This is a genomic window from Anoxybacillus sp. ST4 (genome assembly GCF_019448545.1).
Classification (GTDB): Bacteria; Bacillota; Bacilli; order Bacillales; family Anoxybacillaceae; genus Anoxybacillus; species Anoxybacillus pushchinoensis.
Window position 1 is genome coordinate 35,624 of sequence record NZ_JAHZOE010000002.1, and the last position, 21,286, is coordinate 56,909.

A 21,286-nucleotide genomic window follows, 5' to 3' on the forward strand; every position below is an offset into this window, starting at 1 on the left:
TGTAGCGAGAGGTTACGAGCGTTTGACTAACTTTTTCTCGAGCCAGCTGACAAGTTGGTACATGATGCTCGAAAGTAAAGCAATCATAAGTAAACTTAATAAAACGAGTGTGAAATTAAACACTTGGAACCCGTAAATTATCATATAACCGAGTCCTTGTTTAGAGACGAGGAATTCACCGACAATGACACCGACCCAAGATAAACCGACGTTTACTTTTAACGTTGAAATGATTGTAGGAAATGAAGCGGGTAAAATAGCTTCTATGAACCATTGTCGCTTCGTTGCGCCGAATGTTTGGAGCACTTTTATATAATTTGCATCGACTTCTTTAAACGATGTATAGACGACAATGGTTGTAATGATGATCGAAATGATCGCCCCCATAGCTACAATTGATGTCATATTCGGTCCGAGTGCGACAATTAAAATTGGCCCAAGCGCCACTTTTGGCATCGCGTTTAAAATGACTAAATACGGATCAACGATTTTTGATACACGCGGAAACCACCAAAGCATCGTAGCGAAACAAACACCGATAATTGTACCAACAATAAAGCCGAGTATAGTTTCTGTCAATGTTACTGTTGTATGCGCAAGCAACGTATGATCGCGTAGTTTGGTAATTAACAAATGCCAAACTGAGGATGGCGAGCTGAACAAGAGAGGGTCGATCCAGCGAAGGCGGCTCGCTATTTCCCATAAGCTAAAAAATAAAACCATAATCATTATTTGAAAAAGACGGACGATTCGTTTTTCTCGTTTTTCATGTGATAGATGTTGATCATATATGCGTTGTAGCCATTCATGTTTGTTCAATGTTCTCTAACTCCTTCCAAATCATTTGAAAGAGCGGTGGAAAATCTGGATGTTGGCGAGCTTGAAACGGTGTGCATGCTTTTAATGAATCTGGAACGGTAACGATTTTTTGAATTTTTCCCGGCCTTGCGGTAAATAAAACGATGCGATCGCTCATCGCAATAGCTTCGCCAATATCGTGCGTGACGAGAAGGGCAGTTTTTCGATATTGTTTTAACGTCTCCCATACGAGGTCTTCAAGCTTCAGTTTTGTTTGATAATCAAGCGCTGAGAATGGCTCATCGAGCAATAATATTTTCGGATCGGTTGCGAGTGTTCGTACGAGTGCGGCGCGCTGGCGCATCCCCCCCGATAATTCATTCGGATAGCGGTCGTCGACGTCACGCAACCCGATTTGATGTAAAAGAGCGAGTGTTTGTTTTTTTGTTTTCTCACTATATTTTCCAGTTAGCTTTAATCCGAGTGTGACGTTTTGTTTGATCGTTTTCCAAGGGAATAAATAATCATGTTGTAGCATATATCCGATCGTTTGACGCATTGTGTGTATTTCTTTTCCTTCAATCAACACTCGTCCTTTTGTCGGTTCAATCAATCCAGCAATGATGGAAAGGAGCGTCGTTTTTCCACAGCCGCTTGGGCCAAGAAAGGAGAGAAATTCTCCCCTCTCGACGTTTAGCGACAAATGATCAAGAGCCAATATCGCAGACTGATTCGTGACGTAGGCGTGCATCACTTGATCAACCGTTAAAATGGGCATTATGTTCACCTCTTTTTCGCATTTTCGGCAAACGATGTATTGACTAAAATAGAGTGATCAACGTACGACGGCAACTCATTTGCATCTTTCATGATGTTTTGCAGATGGTTCCACTCTTCCTCATCTAAAATCGGATCTGTAGCGTATGAGCCTTGTTTTTTATAGCGATCGACGACTTTTTCAATGAGCGCAACATCCGTATTTTCAAAGTACGGTTGAATGACCGTTGCAATCTCTTTGGCGTCATGTGTTTGCACCCATTGTTGAGCTTTATAAAGAGCCCGTGTGAATTTATCAATCACATCTTTATTTTTTTCAATGAAGCTTTGTTTCGCCATAAATGTTGTGTATGGGAGATGGCCAGACTCTGTTCCAAATGAGGCGACAATATATCCTATTCCTTCTTGTTCAAACATGCTAGCAGTCGGTTCAAATAGCTGGACGAAATCGCCTGTTCCGCTCGCGAACGCATTAGCAATATTCGCAAATTCGATATTTTGAATAAGGTTTAAGTCTTTATGTGGATCAATTCCGTGCTGTTTGAGCACATACTCTCCGACCATTTGTGGCATCCCGCCTTTTCTCTGCCCTAAAAATGTACTTCCTTTCAATTGATCCCATGTGAAGTTGGCAATCGGTTCGCGTGAAACTAAAAATGTTCCGTCTGTTTGTGTCAACTGGGCAAAGTTGATGACCGGATCAACAGCACCTTGGCTATATACGTAAATGGACGTTTCCGAGCCGACGAGCGCAATATCCGCTCCGTTCGATAAAAGGGTCGTCATCGTTTTATCGCCGCCCCACGTTGTATTTAGCTCAATATGAATCCCTTCTTCAGCAAAAAAACCTTTTTCAATAGCAACATATTGTGGTGCATAAAAAATGGAACGGGTTACCTCTGCAACGCGTAACGTTTTTACATCATTTGATGAGCAAGCTGTAAGTAAGAACATGAAAATAATGAACAAAAATCCCCATTTTCGCATGCGTTTCCCCTCTTTCCTTTCGTTTGCTTTATCGTATGCGCCTAACGAAAATGTGTGAATGCCCTAAAAAGAAAACCGTCGAGCACGCGTAGCCCGACGGTTTAGTTAATCGAATGCAAGGCGATTAATTCATATGTAACGATCGTTGTCCTGTTTTCAAGAACGAGTTTTTTGACGACAGCTTGTCCTGTCGCTTCTCCGTGCTTTGTCCGTCTTATTTCTAACGGAACATCCATTGGATATAAGCGATATCCTTCCTTCTCCAAAATAAATAAGTTATGCTCGATCCGTTTTTCCTTTCCGTTCGTGACAATCATCGTTTGTACCTCTAATGGCATGCCCATGTATTTCACCCCATACTGTGCGCTTTTACCTTCATTGAAACATATTTATCACGAATGTACAACTACATCGTACAAGTTGATACCAAATCGTAAAAATAAATCATATGATCAGGTAATAAATTTTGTTGACAGGACGAGAATGTAAATGATACGATGGCAATAAGCTTAAAAGAGAAATGTATGAATATTCGTTTCTTTTAAGTGAAGTTTTTACGTATGAGGGGAGTTTTTTATTACATGAAACAATTTCATTCATTCGGGTGGTATGCAGCTCGTATTGCTCCATATTTGCCCGAAGAAGCGTTTCGTCCTGTTCCGTCTCGATTGCTTGGTGGGCTTGCTTACATGTTCGTTTTAGTCAGTAGCATCATGACGATTTCTCTACTTGATCTTCATTGGGCATGGAACGGATTGCTTTCTATCGTTATCGGTTTTTGTTTTGCGGGTTTAGGTTTTCTAGGGCATGAAATTTTGCACGGGACAGTTGTCAAACGGGCATGGCTTCGTGATTTGTTAGGAGGAATTGCCTTTTTGCCGCTTTGTACAGGACCGAAGTTGTGGAGAAAGTGGCATAACGCCACACACCATGTGCATACACAGCATGAGGAGCTCGATCCTGATGCATGGCCGACGATCAAACGTTTAGCTCAAAGTCGTTTTCTCCGTTGGATTTATCGCATTCCGTTTCCTATTCGTGCGTTTTTCTCGTTTTTGTCATTAGCAGGGATGTTTACCGTTCATTCGCTTCATATGCTTCTTCATTTTTGGAAGGAGTTTGAGCGCGGAAGTCGTCGTGCTGTATTTTGGCAGTTTGTATTGCCATGGTCGGTATGGATTGGTTTGCTTTTTGCGATTGGCATTGAGAAATGGATATTCGCGTTTGTTCTTCCTTTGCTAATTGGCAATGCGATTGTTATGGGATACATTTCAACGAACCATCGTTTAAATCCGCTCGTTCCGGTCAACGATCCGTTAGCGAACAGTTTAACAGTTATCGTTCCGAAGTGGGTAGATGTGTTACATTTTAACTTTTCCCACCATACAGAACATCACTTATTTCCAGCGATGAGTTCAAAATATTATCCGTTAGTGAAGCAATATATTAAACAACTATGGCCGGATCGTTATCATGAAATGCCGATGACGAAAGCGTTAATTGCGCTATGGAAGACACCGCGGCTTTATCATGAACAAACGGAGCTGATCGAACCACGCGAGGGGCATGTGTACGGAACGCTTGGAAACGGATTAAATATAGATGACATTTCATATAAAGGAAAAGAAGAAGATATCACTATAAAAAAAATGGCTAAGCAAAAATAAAGCGTCGTGTATCGGCGCTTTTCTTATATGTTGAGAGACGTGGCAAAATACGCCACGCCTTATTTTTTTCGTTGGAACATGAGGGGGAGTTCCAAATGGTGTTCGTGTAAAAACGGTTCGTTCGTTAATATTGCTTCTGTTTGGCCGTCGTATACGATCGTTCCATCAGCGAGTACAATTGTTCGTTCACAACATTCAAGCACAAAGTCAAGATCATGTGTTGTAACGATTTTTGTGTGAGGTAATGATCGAACGAGTTGAATAAGTGCTCGTCGTGCTTTCGGATCTAACCCAGCTGTTGGCTCGTCCATGAGCAATATGTTCGGTTTCATCGCAAGGATAGTAGCGAAAGTGACGAGACGTTTTTCTCCTTCTGATAAACGATATGGTGGTCGGTCTTTCACGTGTATCGCTCCGACGCTTGTTAAAGCATGTATGACTCGTTGCTTCACTTCTTCCTCATCCATACCTTCATTGCGAAGCGCAAAGGCGACATCATCGTAAACGGTCGGCATAAATAATTGGTCGTCCGCCTGTTGAAACGTAAAGCCGATTGTGCGACGAATATCGCGCATCGTCTGCTTAGATAGGCGCATATTGTTGATGATGATCTCTCCTGCTTGTGGCATATACAGTCCAACAAGCAACTTTAATAGCGTTGATTTTCCTGCCCCGTTTGCTCCGATCACACCAATGCATTCCCCGGGCTGAACGGAAAAGGAAACATTACGGATGGCTTCATGACCATCTGGGTATATGTAGCAAATATCCGATACGTTTATTATCATATGATCACCAACCGATAAACGATGAACAATCCAACCAATATACATGTATATACGATGTCTTTCATTGTCCATCGTTCTATTTTGATATGGAGGCGTTGAATCGAAAAGCCGCGCAATGTCATCGCCTCATATACGCGCTCAGCACGTTCAAATGTTCGCAACAGCAAGTGTCCAACAAGCGATCCCCAAACGGATAACTTGATCGCACGATGTTGGGGTGCGCGCAACATATACGCTTGACGAAGTGTTTTTGCCTCTTCTAAAAATAAAAAAATGTAGCGATATGTTAAAAGTAATTGTATAACGAGCAAACGAGGAACGCGTAACGAAAGAAGCGCTCCTGCGAGTTGCTCGATCGGGATCATGAAAAATAATAGTGCTGTCGTCAGTACTGCAAGTACATTTTTCAGGAGAAGTGTAGCAAACGCCACCCATCCTGCTTGAATACGCCAATGAAATATGGAAATATGCTCGTCTATAAAAAGTAATTGAGACATGCCAACTGCTATGACGAAAGGTAACGAGACGAGCAACATGTTTTTTATACGGCGGATAGAAAGGCGATAAACAATGATCATGACGGTCGGGTAGAGCGATAACGGAATGAGTTCTACAAACGCGTACGAGTGGAACGAGGCGACGATGACGATATACGTAAATGTCGCAGTAAGCATGCTTAGCGGATGCATCATATGTCGTCGCGTTTCAACACTTGTTATCATGTTCATCGCGTTTGCTTTCTCCATTTTTTCATAATGTACGGTATGATGAGCACGAATGCAACGATACATGCACCGATGATGCCAGAAATGCTTGTCCCAATGTTTAGCCATCCGATCGATGCGTCTGCGCTTTTCAAATTGTAATCGGGCAACAATGCAAATGATTGTTGGATCGATTCAAATGCGCCATGAATGGCTGTTGTTGCATGTAGTTCGTCTGTGCCAGCCGTGTGAAAAATGGACCATTCTAATCCATCAGGTTTGGACGAAGCTATAGATGAAAAAATTCCGCCGACTATTAAAGCAAGCAAACCAATAGTTGCAATCATTCGATTGACCGGAATATATGTCGTTGTCGAAAGCTCCGGCTTTGCTTTCATCATGAAAGTGATGACAGCAGCAGTAGCTATGCCTTCAACGACGCCGATCGCCAAATGAATCGGTTGCATAAATAATGTGAAAGTGATAAAAGGCAATTCGACTTTCCCGGACAGCAACGTTTGCACAACGACGCTAAATGAACCGAGTTGCAATCCGATGACCGCGGCGATAATGGACGAAAACCATACGTTCATTTGACGAACAAGTCGTTTGTATAACGGATACGCAATGAAGCATGTGTAAAACCCAAGATTGAACACATTGCATCCGAACGCTAACAGTCCACCATCTGCAAAAAAGAGTGCTTGAATAAACAAAATGACTGCCAAAGTTAAAAACGCTGCATACGGACCGAGCAACGCTGCAAGCAGCAATCCGCCGCCTAAATGTCCACTTGACCCTGTACCCGGGATGGCAAAGTTAATCATTTGCGCCGCAAATACAAATGCTCCGAGCACCCCCATAAGAGGTAGCTTTTTTTCATCCGCTTCGATGTTTAACTTTTTTAATGAATAGCTCGCTATTCCCGCGGTAGCCCCCCACATCGCTATTCCTACCGCAGGTGAAATAAGCGCATCTGCCATATGCACCACAAATCCCCCCCTTATGTCTTATTATAGGGATATGTATCATTGAAAGCCATTTCATTTTTCTTTTTCGTTTGCTTATGATACAACGTTTCTTTTTTTGTCACAAATCCCGCTTTTATCTTTGTCGTTTGTGCGAGATCACAAAAATGAAAAAGCTGCCGATGAATAGGCAGCTTTTTTTGTTATGCAATTGGTCCACCGAGTTGTTCAATACGCGGATCAACATTCGTAAATTTTTTAAAGTTTTCGCGGAATTTAGCCGCGAGTTGTTTAGCTTTTTGTTCATATGCTTCCTTGTCTTCCCATGTGCTTTTTGGCTGCAACACTTCATCAGGGACACCTGGGACATGGAGAGGAATATGCAAGCCGAAAATTGGGTCTTGAACGGTTTCGACGTTGTTTAATTCTCCTTCTAACGCTGCTTTCACCATGGCGCGCGTATAAGATAGCTTCATTCGCTCGCCAACCCCGTATCCACCACCGGTCCAACCTGTGTTTACTAAAAATACTTGAACGCCATGGGCATCGATTTTTTGCCCGAGCATCTCGGCGTAACGCGTTGCAGGAAGCGGTAAAAACGGTGAGCCAAAGCATGTAGAAAACGTTGCTTCAGGCGATGTTACTCCGCGTTCCGTACCAGCGAGTTTGCTCGTGTAGCCGCTTAAAAAATGGTACATCGCTTGTTCTTTCGTTAGTTTGCTAATTGGTGGCAATACACCGAACGCATCTGCTGTTAAAAAGACGATTGTATGTGGATGACCCGCCACGCTCGGTTGAACAATATTGTCCATCGCTTCGAGCGGATACGCAGCGCGCGTATTTTCGGTAAGTGTCGCATCATCGTAGTTTGGTATGCGCGTGTCTGGATCGACGATGACGTTTTCTAATACAGAGCCGAAGCGAATGGCATCGAAAATTTGAGGCTCTTTTTCGCGCGATAAATTGATGCATTTTGCATAGCAACCGCCCTCGATATTAAAGACGCCGTTGTTCGACCACCCGTGCTCATCATCGCCGATTAAGCGACGGCTTGGATCAGCAGAAAGAGTCGTTTTTCCTGTGCCGGATAAACCGAAAAAGAGTGCGACATCTCCTTCTTGCCCTACGTTTGCTGAGCAGTGCATCGGGAAAATTCCTTGTTCTGGTAATAAAAAGTTCATTACAGAGAAAATGGATTTTTTCATTTCGCCAGCATACTCTGTTCCACCAATGAGCACTGTGCGACGTTCAAATGAGATGATAATAAACGTTTCTGAACGTGTGCCGTCTACAGCTGGATCAGCTTTAAACGTTGGAGCAGAAATGACTGTAAATTGCGGCTCGTGCGTTTTTAGTTCCTCTGCTGTTGGACGAATGAATAATTGATGAGCGAATAAATTATGCCAAGCAAACTCATTCACTACTTGAATAGGTAAACGATAAGCTGGATCGGCACCCGCAAAACCGTTAAATACGAACACTTCTTCTTTTGTCATTAAATAATCAACGACTTTATTGTAAAGACGATCAAACACTTCTTCAGAAATTGGTTGATTAACTGTTCCCCAGTCAATTTTATGTTTAACAGATAGTTCTTCAACGATATATTTATCTTTTGGGGAACGGCCTGTATATTTTCCGGTCGTTGCGCAAACAGCACCGGATGAAGTGAGAATGCCTTCTTGACGAGTTAACACTTTTTCTACTAATCGTGGTACAGATAAGTTATGAAAAACCCCATCCCTTTGCAAGAGTGTTGATAATTTGTTTGTCAGTTCAATGGAATTCATTGGACAAAACCTACCTTTGTTTGATTTATTCTTCATGTAAAAAGTATAACACATTTTAATAAATAATCCATACTAATTCATGTATTTTTCTTGAATTTATTTTCAAGATCGTTGTGGCATAAAAAACATTGACTCGCTTCATACAGATGTGATATGATGCTGAAATGAACGGATACTCTTATCCCGAGTTGGTGGAGGGGGACAGGCCCGATGAAACCCAGCAACCGTCACATGCGTGAAAAGGTGCTAACCTGTGGCAAGGGAACGCCCTTGAACGATAAGAGTGAAAGGCGCAGACAAATGCAAAAACCTTTCCTCTGAGGGAAAGGTTTTTTTCACGATAGACCATAATAAGAGGGATGAGTACCGTATCATTTGCCATTATACTGAGGAGGAATGTTTAAATGCCTAAACGTCGTCTGTTTACATCTGAATCTGTAACGGAAGGGCATCCGGATAAAATTTGCGACCAAATTTCCGATGCGATTTTAGATGCGATTTTAGCAAATGATCCAAATGCGCGTGTTGCATGCGAGACGAGCGTAACAACAGGACTTGTTTTAGTGAGCGGAGAAATTACGACATCTACATATGTAGATATTCCGAAAATTGTTCGCGAAACGATTCGTGAAATTGGCTATACGCGTGCGAAATACGGTTTTGACGCAGATACGTGCGCCGTATTAACGTCAATTGATGAGCAATCACCAGACATTGCGATGGGTGTTGACAAAGCGTTAGAAGCGCGTGAAGGACAAATGACAGACGAAGAAATTGAAGCGATCGGTGCAGGGGACCAAGGATTAATGTTTGGCTTCGCGTGCAACGAAACGAAAGAGCTTATGCCGCTTCCAATTTCGCTCGCCCATAAACTTGCGCGCCGTTTATCAGAAGTGCGTAAAGAAGACATTTTACCTTACTTACGTCCGGACGGAAAGACGCAAGTAACGGTCGAGTACGATGAAAATGGTAAGCCTGTGCGCATCGATACGATCGTTGTTTCTACACAACATCATCCAGAAATTACACAAGATCAAATTGTGCGCAACATTAAGGAGCATGTCATTAAGCCTGTCGTTCCAGCAGAATTGATCGACGAAAACACAAAATATTTCATCAACCCAACAGGTCGCTTCGTAATTGGTGGTCCACAAGGCGATGCAGGCTTGACAGGACGTAAAATTATCGTTGACACGTACGGCGGTTATGCTCGTCACGGTGGTGGAGCGTTCTCAGGAAAGGATCCAACAAAAGTGGACCGTTCGGCAGCATATGCCGCTCGCTATGTAGCGAAAAACATCGTTGCGGCAGGTCTTGCGGATAAATGTGAAGTGCAGCTAGCGTACGCGATCGGTGTTGCGAAGCCAGTATCTATTTCGATTGATACGTTCGGAACAGGTAAAGTATCTGAAGATATTTTAATCGAAGTTGTTCGCAATAACTTTGATCTTCGCCCAGCAGGCATTATTAAAATGCTCGATCTCCGTCGCCCGATTTATAAGCAAACAGCAGCTTATGGTCACTTCGGTCGCACGGACATTGATCTTCCTTGGGAGCGTACAGATAAAGCGGAAGCATTAAAACAACAAGCGTTACAGTTAGCGAAGTAAGCAAGAGAAGAGGGTTACATCATGTAACTCTCTTTCTTTGTTAAAAAAGTGGGGTGGCATAATGTGTGGATTCGTTGGTTGCATTTATGATCGACCGAAGCAAGCATGTGATGAATGGAAAAAGACGTTCCAACAAATGAATGATATCATTACTCACCGCGGACCAGACGATGAAGGATATTTTTTTGATGAGCATGTACATTTCGCATTTCGACGTTTAAGCATTATTGATTTAGAAGCAGGCCATCAGCCGCTCTCATACGAAAACGACCGATACTGGATCATTTTCAATGGAGAAATTTACAACTATATTGAACTGCGTGCACAGCTCGAGCAGAAATATACGTTTGCGACGCACTCAGATACGGAAGTGATATTAGCGTTATACGCTGAAAAAAAAGAGGCATGTGTGCAACAATTGCGCGGTATGTTCGCTTTTGTTATTTGGGATAAAGAAGAAAAAACGGTATTTGCTGCGCGCGATCCGTTCGGGATTAAGCCGTTTTTTTATGCTGCCCAAGGTGATCGTTTCCTCGTTGCTTCGGAAAAGAAAAGCCTTTTGTTAGCAATAGACGGGGATATTAACAAAGAAGCACTTCACCATTATTTAACGTTTCAATATGTTCCAGAGCCGTTGACGATGACGACAGGTGTCTATAAGCTAAAGCCAGGTCATTACATGGTAAAAAAAATCGGCGAACTACCGATATTTGTTCGCTATTTTACTCCATCGTTCACGCCGACAAATCAAATGGAAGAAAAGTGGATTGTCGATATTCGAAACGCTCTTATGAAGTCTGTTGAAGTGCATATGCGCAGCGATGTACCAGTCGGCTCTTTCTTATCTGGGGGAATCGATTCTTCGCTCGTTATCGCCATGGCGAAACAATTTCATCCTCATCTTGAGACGTTTTCAGTCGGGTTTGCTCATGAAGGATTTAGTGAGATTGATGTAGCAAAGGAAACAGCTGAAAAGCTAAATGTTCGACATTATAGCTATATAGTTTCCCCAGAAGAATATGTACAACATTTGCCGCACATTATGTGGCACATGGATGATCCTCTCGCTGACCCAGCAGCTGTGCCTCTTTATTTTGTTGCTCGTGAAGCAAGAAAGCGTGTTACCGTCGTATTATCAGGTGAAGGGGCAGATGAACTGTTTGGGGGATACAATATTTACCGTGAACCACATTCGTTACGTTTCTTTACCTATCTTCCGAAGCCGATGAAGCACATATTGCGCGTACTCGCCCGTCTTCTTCCAGAAGGGATGAAAGGAAAGAGCTTTATTGAGCGTGGTACGACGCCATTACGTGACCGATATATCGGCAATGCGAAAATGTTTGAGGAGAAAGAAAAAGCTCTTATATTGAAAGAATACAAGAGTCATTGGGCATATACGAGCATAACGAAACATTTATACGATGAAACGTCTTTGTATCACCCGGTCGAACAAATGCAATATGTTGATTTGCATACATGGTTATGCGGTGACATTTTATTAAAGGCTGACAAAATGACGATGGCTCATTCCCTCGAATTGCGCGTCCCATTTTTAGATAAAGAAGTGTTCGATGTTGCTAAGCATATTCCTGCTCATTTGAAAACGAAGAATGGGACGACAAAGTATATATTGCGAAAAGTGGCAGAAGGACTTGTACCAGATCACGTATTATACCGTAAAAAACTCGGTTTCCCTGTTCCGATTCGCCATTGGTTAAAAGATGAATTGTACGATTGGGCAAAAACGACGATTCAACAAAGTGAAACGGATGACGTATTCTATAAGCATGTTCTTTTACAGTTACTTGATGAGCATGCGACAGGAAGAGCTGATTATAGTCGGAAATTATGGACGGTGCTTATGTTCATGATTTGGCATGCCGTATACGTAGAGGAGAAGTATGATTTCTTCAAAGAACACGTTGCTATCCGCTCTCATGCGTAATGAGAGTGACGCGTGTGAATGACTTGCTCGTAGTGGGAAAGAAGTTCGCTGAATATGTTTTCCCAGTCTTTCGTCTGGGCATATTCGCGAGCGGCTTTCCCCATTTGTTTTCGCTCCTGTTCACAAAATAGCAGAAAATGAAGCAATACCAAATAGCGTACCGAGCATACAACCGGCAAGCACATCAGAAGGGTAATGAAGCCCTAAGTAAATGCGCGACACGGCAACGCTAACAGCAATAGGTAAAAGACAAACCGCAAGCGCTGGAGCGTATAGTAAAAACGGAACGATGACAGAAAACGCGGCTGTTGTATGTCCAGAAGGAAATGAATGATCGGTTAATGGATTTTTTGTTACTCGCGTATGGCGAAGGGAAATATAAGGTCGTTTACGTGGGTACATTTTTTTCATGACTGCCACAGGGATATGACTAAAAGCTAATGCAGCAGCACTCGCTATGGCGGCATCTCGCCATTCATCCTGCAGCAGCCAAATGGCTAACAAGACGGCTGTAATTGAAAAGGTTGCTCCCCCGACATGTGTAATGGAACGAAAGTATATATTCAACCATTTGCGGTCGAAATAACGATTAATGCTGTAAAATAATTTACATTCCCAATCGTACCACTTTTGCAACATAAGCCATTCCCCCTAACTTTATGATAAAATACGTATGTTAAGTAAATAATAAAACAATGTAAAAATACCACGCTTATTTGCTGCGTGGCTTGCTAGCTTGAAGCGTCTTGTAATATTGTCCTTTTTCTACGTACTCACGGCGAATGCGAGCCATTTCGCGCTCGTCTTCTTCTGTTAATGGCCGGATTACTTTTGCTGGGCGTCCGAACGCAAGAGTGCGTGGCGGTATTTTCTTTCCTTGTGGAACGAGGCTACCTGCACCGATAAAAGCACCTTCACCAATTTCGGCGCCATCCAAAACGATCGACCCCATACCAACAAGGGCACCTTTTCGCACGATTGCGCTATGTAAAATGACTTGATGACCAACGGTAACATCATCTTCAATGATGAGCGGATTGTTTGGACTTTGATGCAGGACAGAATTGTCTTGAATGTTCACGCGATTGCCGATGATCGTTGGTGCAACATCCCCACGAATGACGGTGTTGAACCAAATGCTCGTTTCTTCTCCGATCGTTACATCGCCTGTAATAGTAACGTAATCTGCAATAAAGGCGGAAGGTGCAATGTTTGGTGTATGTTCTTTATATGGATAAATCATTTCACTCGTCCCTTTCAGTTCAGTTTGTTATATTTAGTGTACAAATTTTTCGTCTATTCGTAAACATAAAGGAGGGGAAGTATATGTGGAAATGGGAAGGAGAAAACGCAAAAGGAACGATCGTAATCGTTCACGGTGCCGCTGAACATCACGGTCGGTATAAATGGCTTATTGAAATGTTTCGCACGCACGGTTTTCATGTCGTTGCGGGAGATTTACCAGGGCAAGGAACGACGTCGCGCAGTCGAAGAGGACATATCGATTCATTTGACGAATATATCGAAGCAGTTGCAAGCTGGGTGCATGAAGCAAGCGTGTATGAACAGCCAATTTTTTTACTTGGTCACAGTATGGGGGGACTTGTTGTCATTCGCACATTACAAGAAAAACGTCTTCCCGTGCGCGGCGTTATTTTGTCTTCTCCTTGTTTAGGGCTTGTTCATTATCCATCGAAAGCGCTTGAGATCGCCTCGCGCATTTTAAATGTTATTCATCCGAAAAAGCGATTTCCATCGGGGTTAACGGTAGAAATGGCGACTCGAAACGAAGAAGTGCGAGAAATGGATAAAAACGATTCATTGTATGTCACAAAGGTGTCTGTTCGTTGGTATCGTGAGTTAGTGAAAGCCATTCGTATCGCTCATGAAAAAATTGCCGACTTACGAGACGTGCCAATACTCGTCATGCAGGCGGGGGATGATAAAATTGTCGATAAACGTGCAGTCAAATCATGGTTTGATCAGTTGACGGTGAGCGAAAAAGTATATAAAGAATGGCCGAAACTATATCATGAAATTTTTAACGAACTTGAACGTGAACAAGTATTTTTATATGCCCATACGTTTTTAACTTTGCAGTTGCAAAGGGGTGAGATGATTGAACGTGCCAACCAATCCTTTTAGTTTAATGCGCGCTGTATATCGTCGTGTATTTCCGCTTGTGCATCGCGAATTAGCTGTTTGGAAAAAAAGAGCTGAAGCTATTCCGAATGAAGAATTGCGAAAACAAGCGTTGGCGAGCATCGCAACAAAAACGTTCCATTGTGAAGGGGGAGCTATTTTATCGTTGCTTTCAGGGAAAGAATTGGAGCGATGTGTTCGCTTTATCGTCGCTTATCAAACGATTAGCGATTATTTAGATAATTTATGCGATCGGAGCACGTCACTTGATCCGAACGATTTTCGCGCATTGCACGATTCGATGATGCACGCATTAACTGTCGGAGCAAAAAAAGAGGCGTATTATCGCTATCGGACGGAGCAAGATGATGGGGGGTATTTGCATGCTCTTGTCGATACGTGCCAAGAAACGTTAGAAGGAGTTCGTCATTATGAGTTGATCGCTCCATTTTTACACGAGCTCGCATCATATTATTGTGATTTACAAGTACATAAACATGTAAAAAAAGAGGAGCGAGTCCCTCGACTTAAACAATGGTTTGCTCAATACGAAGCATCGTTGCCGAAAATGGAATGGTATGAATTTTCCGCTTGTTCTGGTTCAACGCTCGGCATCTTTTGTTTAGTTGCTTACGCCTGTAATGATGCGTTCGATCAGCGTCTTGCCCAACGTGTGCGCGACAGCTATTTTCCGTACGTACAAGGGCTGCACATTTTGCTTGATTACTTCATTGATCAAGAGGAAGATCGGCAAGGTGGGGATTTAAATTTTTGTTTTTATTATCCGAATGAGGAGGCGCTATTTGCCCGTTTGCGTCATTTCATTGAAGAAGCAGATCGCCATATCGCACAGTTGCCACATCGCGAATTTCATCGCTTCATTCATCGTGGTTTGCTCGGATTATATTTATCAGATGAAAAAGTACACGAGCAAGAGGGTATTCATAAGCTAGCGAAACAATTGTTGCGCTCCGGTGGCATGACGTCCCACTTCTTTTATTGGAACGGCAGAATGTATCGAAAATGGCAAAAATGGATGTATGCGTGAGAAGGTGCGAGAGACGGACACCTTCTCATTTTTACTCCCCTATGCCATTTAGGTTAGGGGGGAGAGCTATACCTATTTTGGAGTCAAGGCTTTCGTTTAGCTGAAAGTTCAAGTCATTGCAAAACAATACATGATACGTCCAAACTATTTAAGCATTTGTAATTTTTGTTTTTTTGTACTAATTACGATGATCGGATTCTTTTTTTGATCGAGAGCTTTCATTATTTTTAATACATTGGCTTCAGATGTAGCAATACAACCAAGTGTATGCCCGGAAGTTTTGTTCCAAATATGTATAAAAATAGCACTACCTCCTCCTTTTACAACAGGTTCATCATTATAACGAATAACAATAGCATGCTTATAGAGAGGGTGAGTCAATCGTTCAAACGATTTCCAACGTTTTTTGGGGTTCCCGCGATAATGGATCCAGCGGTTATAGTCCGGTGATGAAGGATCATCGACCCAATAGTCGTACTTTGTTGTTTGGCGATAGGGTATTTTTAATGATGCTGGTTTTTTACCCGTCCCAAATGCAGTGCCGAGTGGGAAGACGCCAGAAGGAGTTTTTCCGTCACCTTCTTTTTTGTTTTTAGTCATTCCATTTCTCCCAATAACGACGGGAATATCAGGAAACACTTTTTTCCAAACCCCTTTTTCTTTCTCATAAAAAGCGAGTATTCCGCTCTTTAGGTTTTCATTATCAGTTGTGACAACGATTACTTGTTCATTGCTCTTGAGATTGTTGAGTTTGTTATACCATTCGTTTTCTTCGGAAGACGAATTTGCAAGGGCCGGAGTTGATAAACTAGCTATGAACAATAAGCTAAGTAGTAACAGAAAAACATTGCGCATAAGCCTCTCCCCACCTTAATAAATATTTGTTGCTCTGAATTATATTTCATATATTAACATATTTCTATCCAAATGTGTTGTTTATTTGAATTTTACCTCTTCTCAATCGCGACGATAAACGGCGGATGATTGATTTGATTCATAAATTCATATCGAATGACGTGTGCGCGCTGTTGATCGATTGTTGAAACGTATTGTAAAAGGGCATCACGCTCGATTGCTCCTTCGGGATGACCATGATAAATGACGAGGACAATGATTCCTTCCGGAGCCATGATCTCAAGCAATTGTTCGATGGCAGCAATCGTTGAGTTTGGTTTTGTAACAATTTGTTTATCTCCCCCAGGCAAGTAACCGAGATTAAACATCGCACCAGTAATGCGTCCTTTATACTGCGAAGTGATGTGGTCATCGAGTTCCGCGTGGCTCGCTTGTACGAGCGTGACCCATTCTTCCATACGATGTTCACGTAATCGTTTTGTTGTGTTCTCAATTGCTTGTGCCTGAATATCGAAGCCGAACACATGCCCAGACGGCCCGACACGTTCAGCTAAATAAAGCGTATCATGACCGTTGCCAACCGTTGCATCGACGACGATATCGCCCTCTTTGACAGCTAAGTCGATGAGCGAACGCGTAAACGGCAAAATGCGCATGAGTTTCATCATCTTTCTCCCTTTCGTACATATTTTTTCCCTTGATAACTATTACGTCGCTCTAATTCGGCATCGATGGCGTTTAACACTTCCCATTTGTTGACGCTCCACATCGGACCGATCATTAAATCGATCGGACCGTCTCCTGTAATACGATGAACGATCATCTCTGGCGGCAATACCTCTAGCTGATCACAAACGAGTTGCACGTATTCGTCGAACGTTAAAAAGCGAAGCATTCCTTTTTCATATTGCTTCACCATCGGAGTTCCCTTTAGCAAATGTAGCAAATGAATTTTAATGCCTTGCACATCTAAATGAGCGACCGTTTTTGCTGTTTCCATCATCATGTCGTACGTTTCAAGCGGTAATCCGTTAATAATATGGGCGCACACGCGAATGCCGTGTTTGCGTAGCTTCTCTACACCTTCCACATAGCACGAAAAGTCATGCGCGCGGTTAATTAACGTAGCGGTTTGTTCATGAACGGTTTGCAAACCAAGCTCGACCCATAAATATGTTCGTTTATTTAGCTCGGCTAAATAGTCCACGACATCGTCAGGCAAACAATCAGGACGTGTAGCGATCGACAACCCGACGACTCCTTCTAAATGCAACACGGTTTCGTATTTTTTACGCAAGACGTCAACGGGTGCATGTGTATTTGTAAACGCTTGAAAATAGGCGATATATTTGCCGTCTTTCCATTTCGTATGCATTTTTTCCTTAATTGCATGAAATTGCGTCACTAAATCGTCTGTTCGCCTACCTGCAAAATCACCGGAACCGGCTGCACTACAAAATGTACAGCCACCGTATGCGACTGTACCGTCGCGGTTTGGACAATCAAATCCGGCATCAAGCGACACTTTGAACACTTTTTCACCAAATGTTTGACGTAGGTGGTAGTTCCATGTATGGTAGCGCTTATTGTCATTTGTATATGGAAAAGGATTCATGTTCATCACCTCGCATCATTTTAGCATTGTAGCACGTTTCGAGTGAGAAACTCAACGGGATCGTGATAAACGTCAAAAAAATGTACAAACTATAAAGTGATCGAGAAGAAAGGAAGGGATGCGTATGGCAACAAGACAGTCGATGGACGAGTTTTTGCAACATTGTGAAGATGTACTTCGCTATGCAAAGGAGCAATATACGGAAGCAAGCAAGCTTGAACATTATAACGATACAGAATATGTAAAAGCTCAGCAAATGCTTGAACATGCGGTAACTGATTTGGCACATTTTTCATTAAGTTGCAATGCCCAACAACGTGAGCAATTACATCGCATGCGGCTGCAACTTGAACAATTACAAAACGATATGATTTTACTTCGTCATTAGGAGGAAAAAAGGTGAGAAAACGTTCGAAACAAAACAACCCAGAACAAAAAACGTTGCATGCGAAAGATTTTGGTGATCCTGTCAAAGAAGTGAAACAAAGAAATGCGAAAAAAGGTCAAGAAGCAAAAGCAGAATATCATGATGAAACGTAATCGCCCCACTCGGAAATGCTCCGAGTGGGGAATAGCTCAGTTTTTCTTCAACATATCGTCTAGTTTTTCTGGGGTAAGGGTTGTCACCTCGTAAAAAACAGGGTCAATATATGTGCTTGATGCTTTTTCTGCTAATTCATATTCAATTTTTGGTGTAACAATATAAAAGTCAGCTTTTTGTTCTGATTTTTCAGCGAGAGTAAAATAAATATTTATTGTTTCGTTTGCCCCTACGCTCTGTTTTTCTGATTTATCGTTTATCTTTATATCTTTTATCTGTAAAAAACTGTTTTCTACAGTTACACGCTTTATTTGAATCGTGTGCTCTGAAATGTTTTTCAGCTTTGCTTGAAAAAATTGCGTATTTGGATAAGCTGTCACATACTCATTTTGTGGAGTAAATATCCCCTTCTCGCCTACAACTAACTTGATATGACCGATCGGGAATGTCTCTTTGTATTTTTGATCAAATATGAGAGTTATTTTAGATATTGTCGTGCTACTTACTTCTTTTAAATGTAAATTGACAGCGATATTAAATAATTGAAAGTCTTTGTATTTATCACCTTCGATAAGATCATATTGCATGTCATCAATTGCATGTGCGATTTCGGGAAAGTCGATAGATGTTACGTTCGTTAGAGGGCTGTCACTTAGTAAAATAAAATTAAGAACGAAAGGATCATCTTTTTTTGCTACATATACACCGTCCCATTTCCCAAAAACAATAAATCCTTTTATGCGTTCCGACTGGCATCCGGAAAAAAGAAAGCTGACGAGCGCACAGAAAATGAGAAGAGACTTTCTAATCATAACCACTACTACCCTTTAGCTTAGTGTTTGAAACTTTTCAGTAACAAGAGAAGGCCCACTAATTTTTGTAACTTTATATGTTGCTTCACCACAAACGATACAATCTGAGTCATCTCCTTGGGGCTTCTGAGCCAATGAAGAGATTGGGAATATAAAAACAAGGATGAAAAATAAGAAGAATAGGTACAAATTTTTCATTATTTATCCTTCCTTTCTAAAATTTATTATAAAACATCTTAATTATAAAAAAAAAAAGTAATAAAAAGTAAATAAAATTTTGAATTTTTTATTTATATAGAAATTGTTTGTAACTATTCATCCCAGTGCTAGTGTATAAAAAAGCCCAGCACAAATAGGGCATTTCGGTCATAGAAAATGCCCTAGGTAGCGGAAAGAACTCGATCGATCGTTTCCCCTGCCAACAGAAGACATAACGAGTTCCACACGTTTTTTTCGTGTTTCGTTAGTGTAGCAACGATGCTTCTTGCGATGCAAAAAGACTGGGCGAATGTTTCTTCTCGAAACGTGCCCGAGATGTTCTCTTTGACTTTAACCATGCGAAGATCGCGTTCGGCTTGGTTGTTGTCAAAGGGAACATGCACTTCACATAAGAAACGCAGCGCTTCTTCCTTTCGTTTTTGAAGCCGTCGAATAAAAGCGAGTGCTTTGTTCGGAAGAGGTGTCATCGTTTCCAATCGGTGCTCTGCTTTCGCCAGGATACGATCATACACTCGTTCCCATCGTTTCGCCTCTTCTTCGGAAAGTGCACCGTGATGAGCTTCGACTACCTGTTTGGCGGCTAACAGAAACTCATGTGCGATGCCCATGTATGGCCTTGTTCGATGAAGCCTTTTAGCTCACGTAAATGATGGGCATGACAAAGAGCATGTGTGGCTTTCGTGTATCTCGGATACGTACCGAACGCATCATGCATCATCGTTCCTTCATATCGGGGAAGAATCCCAATGTCATCGGTCGCTTTCTTCCCACGAGAAGCGTGAAAAGCCAAGTACGTATATGTCGACGTACATGCGACATGCACCCATGCGAGTTTACCATTGATGCGCAAACTCGTTTCATCGACATGCAAGATGTTAGAGTCAAGTAAGGCGTCTTCGATCATGTCCATATTGGATTCCAGCGCTTCGCGTCCTCGTTTCACCATATTGGCAAGGGTTCCTGTACTAACCGAGTGTTGATATAACGCTTCGATTGTATCACTTAAACGCTTGTAAGGGATCAATTGGATATGATGCAAATAAACAACGAGCGCAGTAAGACGTGGACCGTATTGCACATGATTAAAGGGAGAGGATGTTTAGTGCCATTAAAAAATATAAAGTAAGACGTGAACCGTATTGCACATGATTCGTGACATGTGGTGGAAACTCCGCTTGTTGAACACATCGGCAATGTGGACAGGATTTCACTTCACGCTCATGTTGTGTCACTTCAATCGACACGGGAGGCAGATCAAACACTTGACGGACATCGACTTTGAACGGTTTGACGTCACGCAAAGAAGCCCCACATCCTTGACACGTATGTACGCGATGGACGACACGATGATGTGGATGTTCCACTTGACGGAGCGTCGTCCCCTCATGTCCCTCTTGCCCACCAGGCTTTTTGCCAGACGGCTCGCGGGAGGAACGCTTTTTCTCAAAACGGTCAGAAGATGGGGGCAAATGGCTATTGGAGCTGTTTTTTTTCGTGCGTGCTTCCAGCTCTTGAACGCGATGCTTGAGTTGTTCATTTTCTTTGCGTAGCTGTTTGTTTTCTTGGCGCAAATGTTCATTTTCTTGAATGAGTTGATGAATGAGCTGTTTTTGTTGTTGGACTTTGCCGATTAAGCCCTCAACTGTAAATACAGCTTGTTGTACCGTCAACATGTGATTCACCTCCTTGTCTATCAATATTCACATCATAGACAGGAAAAGCAAAAAAATATTCAGCTCACTTTATGATGTGGCTGAATAGTTACAATTAAACATATCGTTCCATACGTGAATACACTTGCAACGAGGGCGTAAATTTTTTAAAATAATGTGTATAATGAAATAATGGAAAATGACGGTGAAAAGGAGTAGTAGTAAACAAATGGTCGACAGAGAGTTGACGGATGGTGCGAGTCAACCGAAATTTGTTTACGAACTCGCCTTGGAGTCGCGTATGCGAATGAAGTAGCGTGCGCCGTGAATCTGCGTTAATGATGAAAGTGAGTGCACGATTCGTG

General features: G+C 42.2%; 21 protein-coding genes, 1 pseudogene, 1 riboswitch and 1 other annotated feature (1 of these 24 only partly in view). Of the genes and pseudogenes, 7 read left to right on the forward strand and 15 right to left on the reverse strand.

The features are described from left to right. Positions 1-12: 12 nt before the first annotated feature. The 4 genes from K1I44_RS02385 to K1I44_RS02400 form a co-directional block, all read right to left on the reverse strand. A complete protein-coding gene (locus K1I44_RS02385; RefSeq protein WP_219985149.1) occupies positions 13-819 on the reverse strand; it encodes an ABC transporter permease in 807 nt (268 codons plus the stop codon). Further along, positions 806-1,576 carry an ABC transporter ATP-binding protein gene (locus K1I44_RS02390; protein WP_003397768.1) on the reverse strand — a complete coding sequence of 257 codons (771 nt, stop codon included), beginning with the start codon at positions 1,574-1,576 and terminating at the stop codon, positions 806-808. The genes K1I44_RS02385 and K1I44_RS02390 overlap by 14 nt, the downstream gene beginning before the upstream one ends. A 5-nt stretch (positions 1,577-1,581) precedes the next feature. Continuing rightward, complete coding sequence (locus K1I44_RS02395; RefSeq protein WP_003397769.1) at positions 1,582-2,562, reverse strand: ABC transporter substrate-binding protein; 981 nt, start codon at positions 2,560-2,562, stop codon at positions 1,582-1,584. 101 nt (positions 2,563-2,663) lie between these two features. Then, positions 2,664-2,906 carry a DUF2584 domain-containing protein gene (locus K1I44_RS02400; RefSeq protein WP_219985150.1) on the reverse strand — a complete coding sequence of 81 codons (243 nt, stop codon included), beginning with the start codon at positions 2,904-2,906 and terminating at the stop codon, positions 2,664-2,666. Positions 2,907-3,143: 237 nt separating this feature from the next. On the opposite strand from K1I44_RS02400, the gene desB reads away from it, so the two are divergent. Next, on the forward strand, positions 3,144-4,229 hold the full coding sequence (desB, locus tag K1I44_RS02405) for a Delta(10) desaturase DesB (protein WP_219985151.1): 1,086 nt from the start codon (positions 3,144-3,146) through the stop codon (positions 4,227-4,229). A gap of 59 nt (positions 4,230-4,288) precedes the next feature. Here desB and K1I44_RS02410 read toward each other — a convergent pair whose 3' ends face one another. The 4 genes from K1I44_RS02410 to pckA all read right to left on the reverse strand — a co-directional run bounded on the left by K1I44_RS02410 (position 4,289) and on the right by pckA (position 8,479). Then, on the reverse strand, positions 4,289-5,062 hold the full coding sequence (locus tag K1I44_RS02410; protein ID WP_219985152.1) for an energy-coupling factor ABC transporter ATP-binding protein: 774 nt from the start codon (positions 5,060-5,062) through the stop codon (positions 4,289-4,291). Beyond that, a complete protein-coding gene (locus K1I44_RS02415; protein WP_219985153.1) occupies positions 5,014-5,745 on the reverse strand; it encodes an energy-coupling factor transporter transmembrane component T family protein in 732 nt (243 codons plus the stop codon). Before K1I44_RS02415 ends, K1I44_RS02410 begins: the two co-directional genes overlap by 49 nt. After that, positions 5,742-6,710, reverse strand: coding sequence for an energy-coupling factor ABC transporter permease (locus K1I44_RS02420; protein WP_003397775.1), 969 nt, complete (start codon positions 6,708-6,710; stop codon positions 5,742-5,744). The genes K1I44_RS02415 and K1I44_RS02420 overlap by 4 nt, the downstream gene beginning before the upstream one ends. 182 nt (positions 6,711-6,892) lie before the next feature. Then, positions 6,893-8,479 (reverse strand): phosphoenolpyruvate carboxykinase (ATP), encoded by a 1,587-nt coding sequence (gene pckA, locus K1I44_RS02425; protein WP_219985154.1) that lies wholly within the window; start codon positions 8,477-8,479, stop codon positions 6,893-6,895. Positions 8,480-8,654: 175 nt separating this feature from the next. Continuing rightward, positions 8,655-8,763: riboswitch (SAM riboswitch) on the forward strand. A gap of 120 nt (positions 8,764-8,883) precedes the next feature. Between pckA and metK the strand changes: the two genes are divergently transcribed. Both metK and asnB read left to right on the forward strand, forming a co-directional pair. Further along, positions 8,884-10,089, forward strand: a complete 1,206-nt coding sequence (gene metK, locus K1I44_RS02430) for a methionine adenosyltransferase (protein WP_003397777.1) — start codon at positions 8,884-8,886, stop codon at positions 10,087-10,089. A 61-nt stretch (positions 10,090-10,150) separates the two neighbouring features. Then, positions 10,151-12,037 (forward strand): asparagine synthase (glutamine-hydrolyzing), encoded by a 1,887-nt coding sequence (gene asnB / locus K1I44_RS02435; RefSeq protein ID WP_219985155.1) that lies wholly within the window; start codon positions 10,151-10,153, stop codon positions 12,035-12,037. A 120-nt stretch (positions 12,038-12,157) separates the two neighbouring features. Here asnB and K1I44_RS02440 read toward each other — a convergent pair whose 3' ends face one another. Both K1I44_RS02440 and K1I44_RS02445 read right to left on the reverse strand, forming a co-directional pair. Continuing rightward, positions 12,158-12,676, reverse strand: coding sequence for a phosphatase PAP2 family protein (locus tag K1I44_RS02440; RefSeq protein WP_219985156.1), 519 nt, complete (start codon positions 12,674-12,676; stop codon positions 12,158-12,160). Between the two features lie 73 nt (positions 12,677-12,749). After that, the gene (locus K1I44_RS02445; protein WP_091700237.1) at positions 12,750-13,280 is read right to left on the reverse strand and encodes a gamma carbonic anhydrase; all 531 of its coding nucleotides are present in this window, start codon (positions 13,278-13,280) and stop codon (positions 12,750-12,752) included. Positions 13,281-13,363: 83 nt separating this feature from the next. On the opposite strand from K1I44_RS02445, the gene K1I44_RS02450 reads away from it, so the two are divergent. Then, positions 13,364-14,182, forward strand: coding sequence for an alpha/beta hydrolase (locus K1I44_RS02450; protein WP_219985157.1), 819 nt, complete (start codon positions 13,364-13,366; stop codon positions 14,180-14,182). After that, positions 14,157-15,227, forward strand: coding sequence for a tetraprenyl-beta-curcumene synthase family protein (locus K1I44_RS02455; RefSeq protein WP_003397784.1), 1,071 nt, complete (start codon positions 14,157-14,159; stop codon positions 15,225-15,227). Before K1I44_RS02450 ends, K1I44_RS02455 begins: the two co-directional genes overlap by 26 nt. A gap of 144 nt (positions 15,228-15,371) precedes the next feature. Here K1I44_RS02455 and K1I44_RS02460 read toward each other — a convergent pair whose 3' ends face one another. The 3 genes from K1I44_RS02460 to mnmL all read right to left on the reverse strand — a co-directional run bounded on the left by K1I44_RS02460 (position 15,372) and on the right by mnmL (position 17,697). Then, entirely contained in the window at positions 15,372-16,082 is a 711-nt protein-coding gene (locus K1I44_RS02460) for a L,D-transpeptidase family protein (protein WP_219985158.1), read from the reverse strand. Between the two features lie 92 nt (positions 16,083-16,174). After that, a complete protein-coding gene (gene mnmM, locus K1I44_RS02465) occupies positions 16,175-16,747 on the reverse strand; it encodes a tRNA 5-(aminomethyl)-2-thiouridylate-methyltransferase MnmM (protein ID WP_219985249.1) in 573 nt (190 codons plus the stop codon). Next, entirely contained in the window at positions 16,747-17,697 is a 951-nt protein-coding gene (mnmL, locus tag K1I44_RS02470; protein WP_219985159.1) for a tRNA modification radical SAM protein MnmL/YtqA, read from the reverse strand. The genes mnmM and mnmL overlap by 1 nt, the downstream gene beginning before the upstream one ends. Before the next feature lie 124 nt (positions 17,698-17,821). On the opposite strand from mnmL, the gene K1I44_RS02475 reads away from it, so the two are divergent. Together K1I44_RS02475 and K1I44_RS02480 are read left to right on the forward strand one after the other, a co-directional pair. Next, positions 17,822-18,085: a YtzC family protein gene (locus K1I44_RS02475; protein ID WP_003397789.1), complete on the forward strand. Its 264-nt coding sequence runs from the start codon at positions 17,822-17,824 to the stop codon at positions 18,083-18,085. Between the two features lie 11 nt (positions 18,086-18,096). Further along, positions 18,097-18,237, forward strand: a complete 141-nt coding sequence (locus tag K1I44_RS02480; protein ID WP_219985160.1) for a hypothetical protein — start codon at positions 18,097-18,099, stop codon at positions 18,235-18,237. A 36-nt stretch (positions 18,238-18,273) separates the two neighbouring features. Here the strand turns inward: K1I44_RS02480 and K1I44_RS02485 are convergent, their stop codons facing one another. Further along, complete coding sequence (locus K1I44_RS02485) at positions 18,274-19,050, reverse strand: hypothetical protein (RefSeq protein ID WP_219985161.1); 777 nt, start codon at positions 19,048-19,050, stop codon at positions 18,274-18,276. Positions 19,051-19,430: 380 nt separating this feature from the next. Continuing rightward, positions 19,431-20,942 (reverse strand): annotated as a pseudogene (gene tnpC, locus K1I44_RS02490) (IS66 family transposase). A gap of 175 nt (positions 20,943-21,117) precedes the next feature. Beyond that, positions 21,118-21,286: a binding site (T-box leader), on the forward strand (it continues 44 nt past the right edge of the window).

What these genes read in the sequence shown, in the direction of transcription:
- K1I44_RS02390 (WP_003397768.1), bottom strand. Translation starts at nt 1,576, where the DNA reads ATGCCCATTTTAACGGTTGATCAAGTGATGCACGCCTACGTCACGAAT.
- K1I44_RS02395 (WP_003397769.1), bottom strand. Translation starts at nt 2,562, where the DNA reads ATGCGAAAATGGGGATTTTTGTTCATTATTTTCATGTTCTTACTTACA.
- K1I44_RS02400 (WP_219985150.1), bottom strand. Translation starts at nt 2,906, where the DNA reads ATGGGCATGCCATTAGAGGTACAAACGATGATTGTCACGAACGGAAAG.
- desB (WP_219985151.1), top strand. Translation starts at nt 3,144, where the DNA reads ATGAAACAATTTCATTCATTCGGGTGGTATGCAGCTCGTATTGCTCCA.
- K1I44_RS02410 (WP_219985152.1), bottom strand. Translation starts at nt 5,062, where the DNA reads ATGTATATTGGTTGGATTGTTCATCGTTTATCGGTTGGTGATCATATG.
- K1I44_RS02415 (WP_219985153.1), bottom strand. Translation starts at nt 5,745, where the DNA reads ATGAACATGATAACAAGTGTTGAAACGCGACGACATATGATGCATCCG.
- pckA (WP_219985154.1), bottom strand. Translation starts at nt 8,479, where the DNA reads ATGAATTCCATTGAACTGACAAACAAATTATCAACACTCTTGCAAAGG.
- metK (WP_003397777.1), top strand. Translation starts at nt 8,884, where the DNA reads ATGCCTAAACGTCGTCTGTTTACATCTGAATCTGTAACGGAAGGGCAT.
- asnB (WP_219985155.1), top strand. Translation starts at nt 10,151, where the DNA reads ATGTGTGGATTCGTTGGTTGCATTTATGATCGACCGAAGCAAGCATGT.
- K1I44_RS02440 (WP_219985156.1), bottom strand. Translation starts at nt 12,676, where the DNA reads ATGTTGCAAAAGTGGTACGATTGGGAATGTAAATTATTTTACAGCATT.
- K1I44_RS02445 (WP_091700237.1), bottom strand. Translation starts at nt 13,280, where the DNA reads ATGATTTATCCATATAAAGAACATACACCAAACATTGCACCTTCCGCC.
- K1I44_RS02450 (WP_219985157.1), top strand. Translation starts at nt 13,364, where the DNA reads ATGTGGAAATGGGAAGGAGAAAACGCAAAAGGAACGATCGTAATCGTT.
- K1I44_RS02460 (WP_219985158.1), bottom strand. Translation starts at nt 16,082, where the DNA reads ATGCGCAATGTTTTTCTGTTACTACTTAGCTTATTGTTCATAGCTAGT.
- mnmM (WP_219985249.1), bottom strand. Translation starts at nt 16,747, where the DNA reads ATGAAACTCATGCGCATTTTGCCGTTTACGCGTTCGCTCATCGACTTA.
- mnmL (WP_219985159.1), bottom strand. Translation starts at nt 17,697, where the DNA reads ATGAATCCTTTTCCATATACAAATGACAATAAGCGCTACCATACATGG.
- K1I44_RS02475 (WP_003397789.1), top strand. Translation starts at nt 17,822, where the DNA reads ATGGCAACAAGACAGTCGATGGACGAGTTTTTGCAACATTGTGAAGAT.
- K1I44_RS02485 (WP_219985161.1), bottom strand. Translation starts at nt 19,050, where the DNA reads ATGATTAGAAAGTCTCTTCTCATTTTCTGTGCGCTCGTCAGCTTTCTT.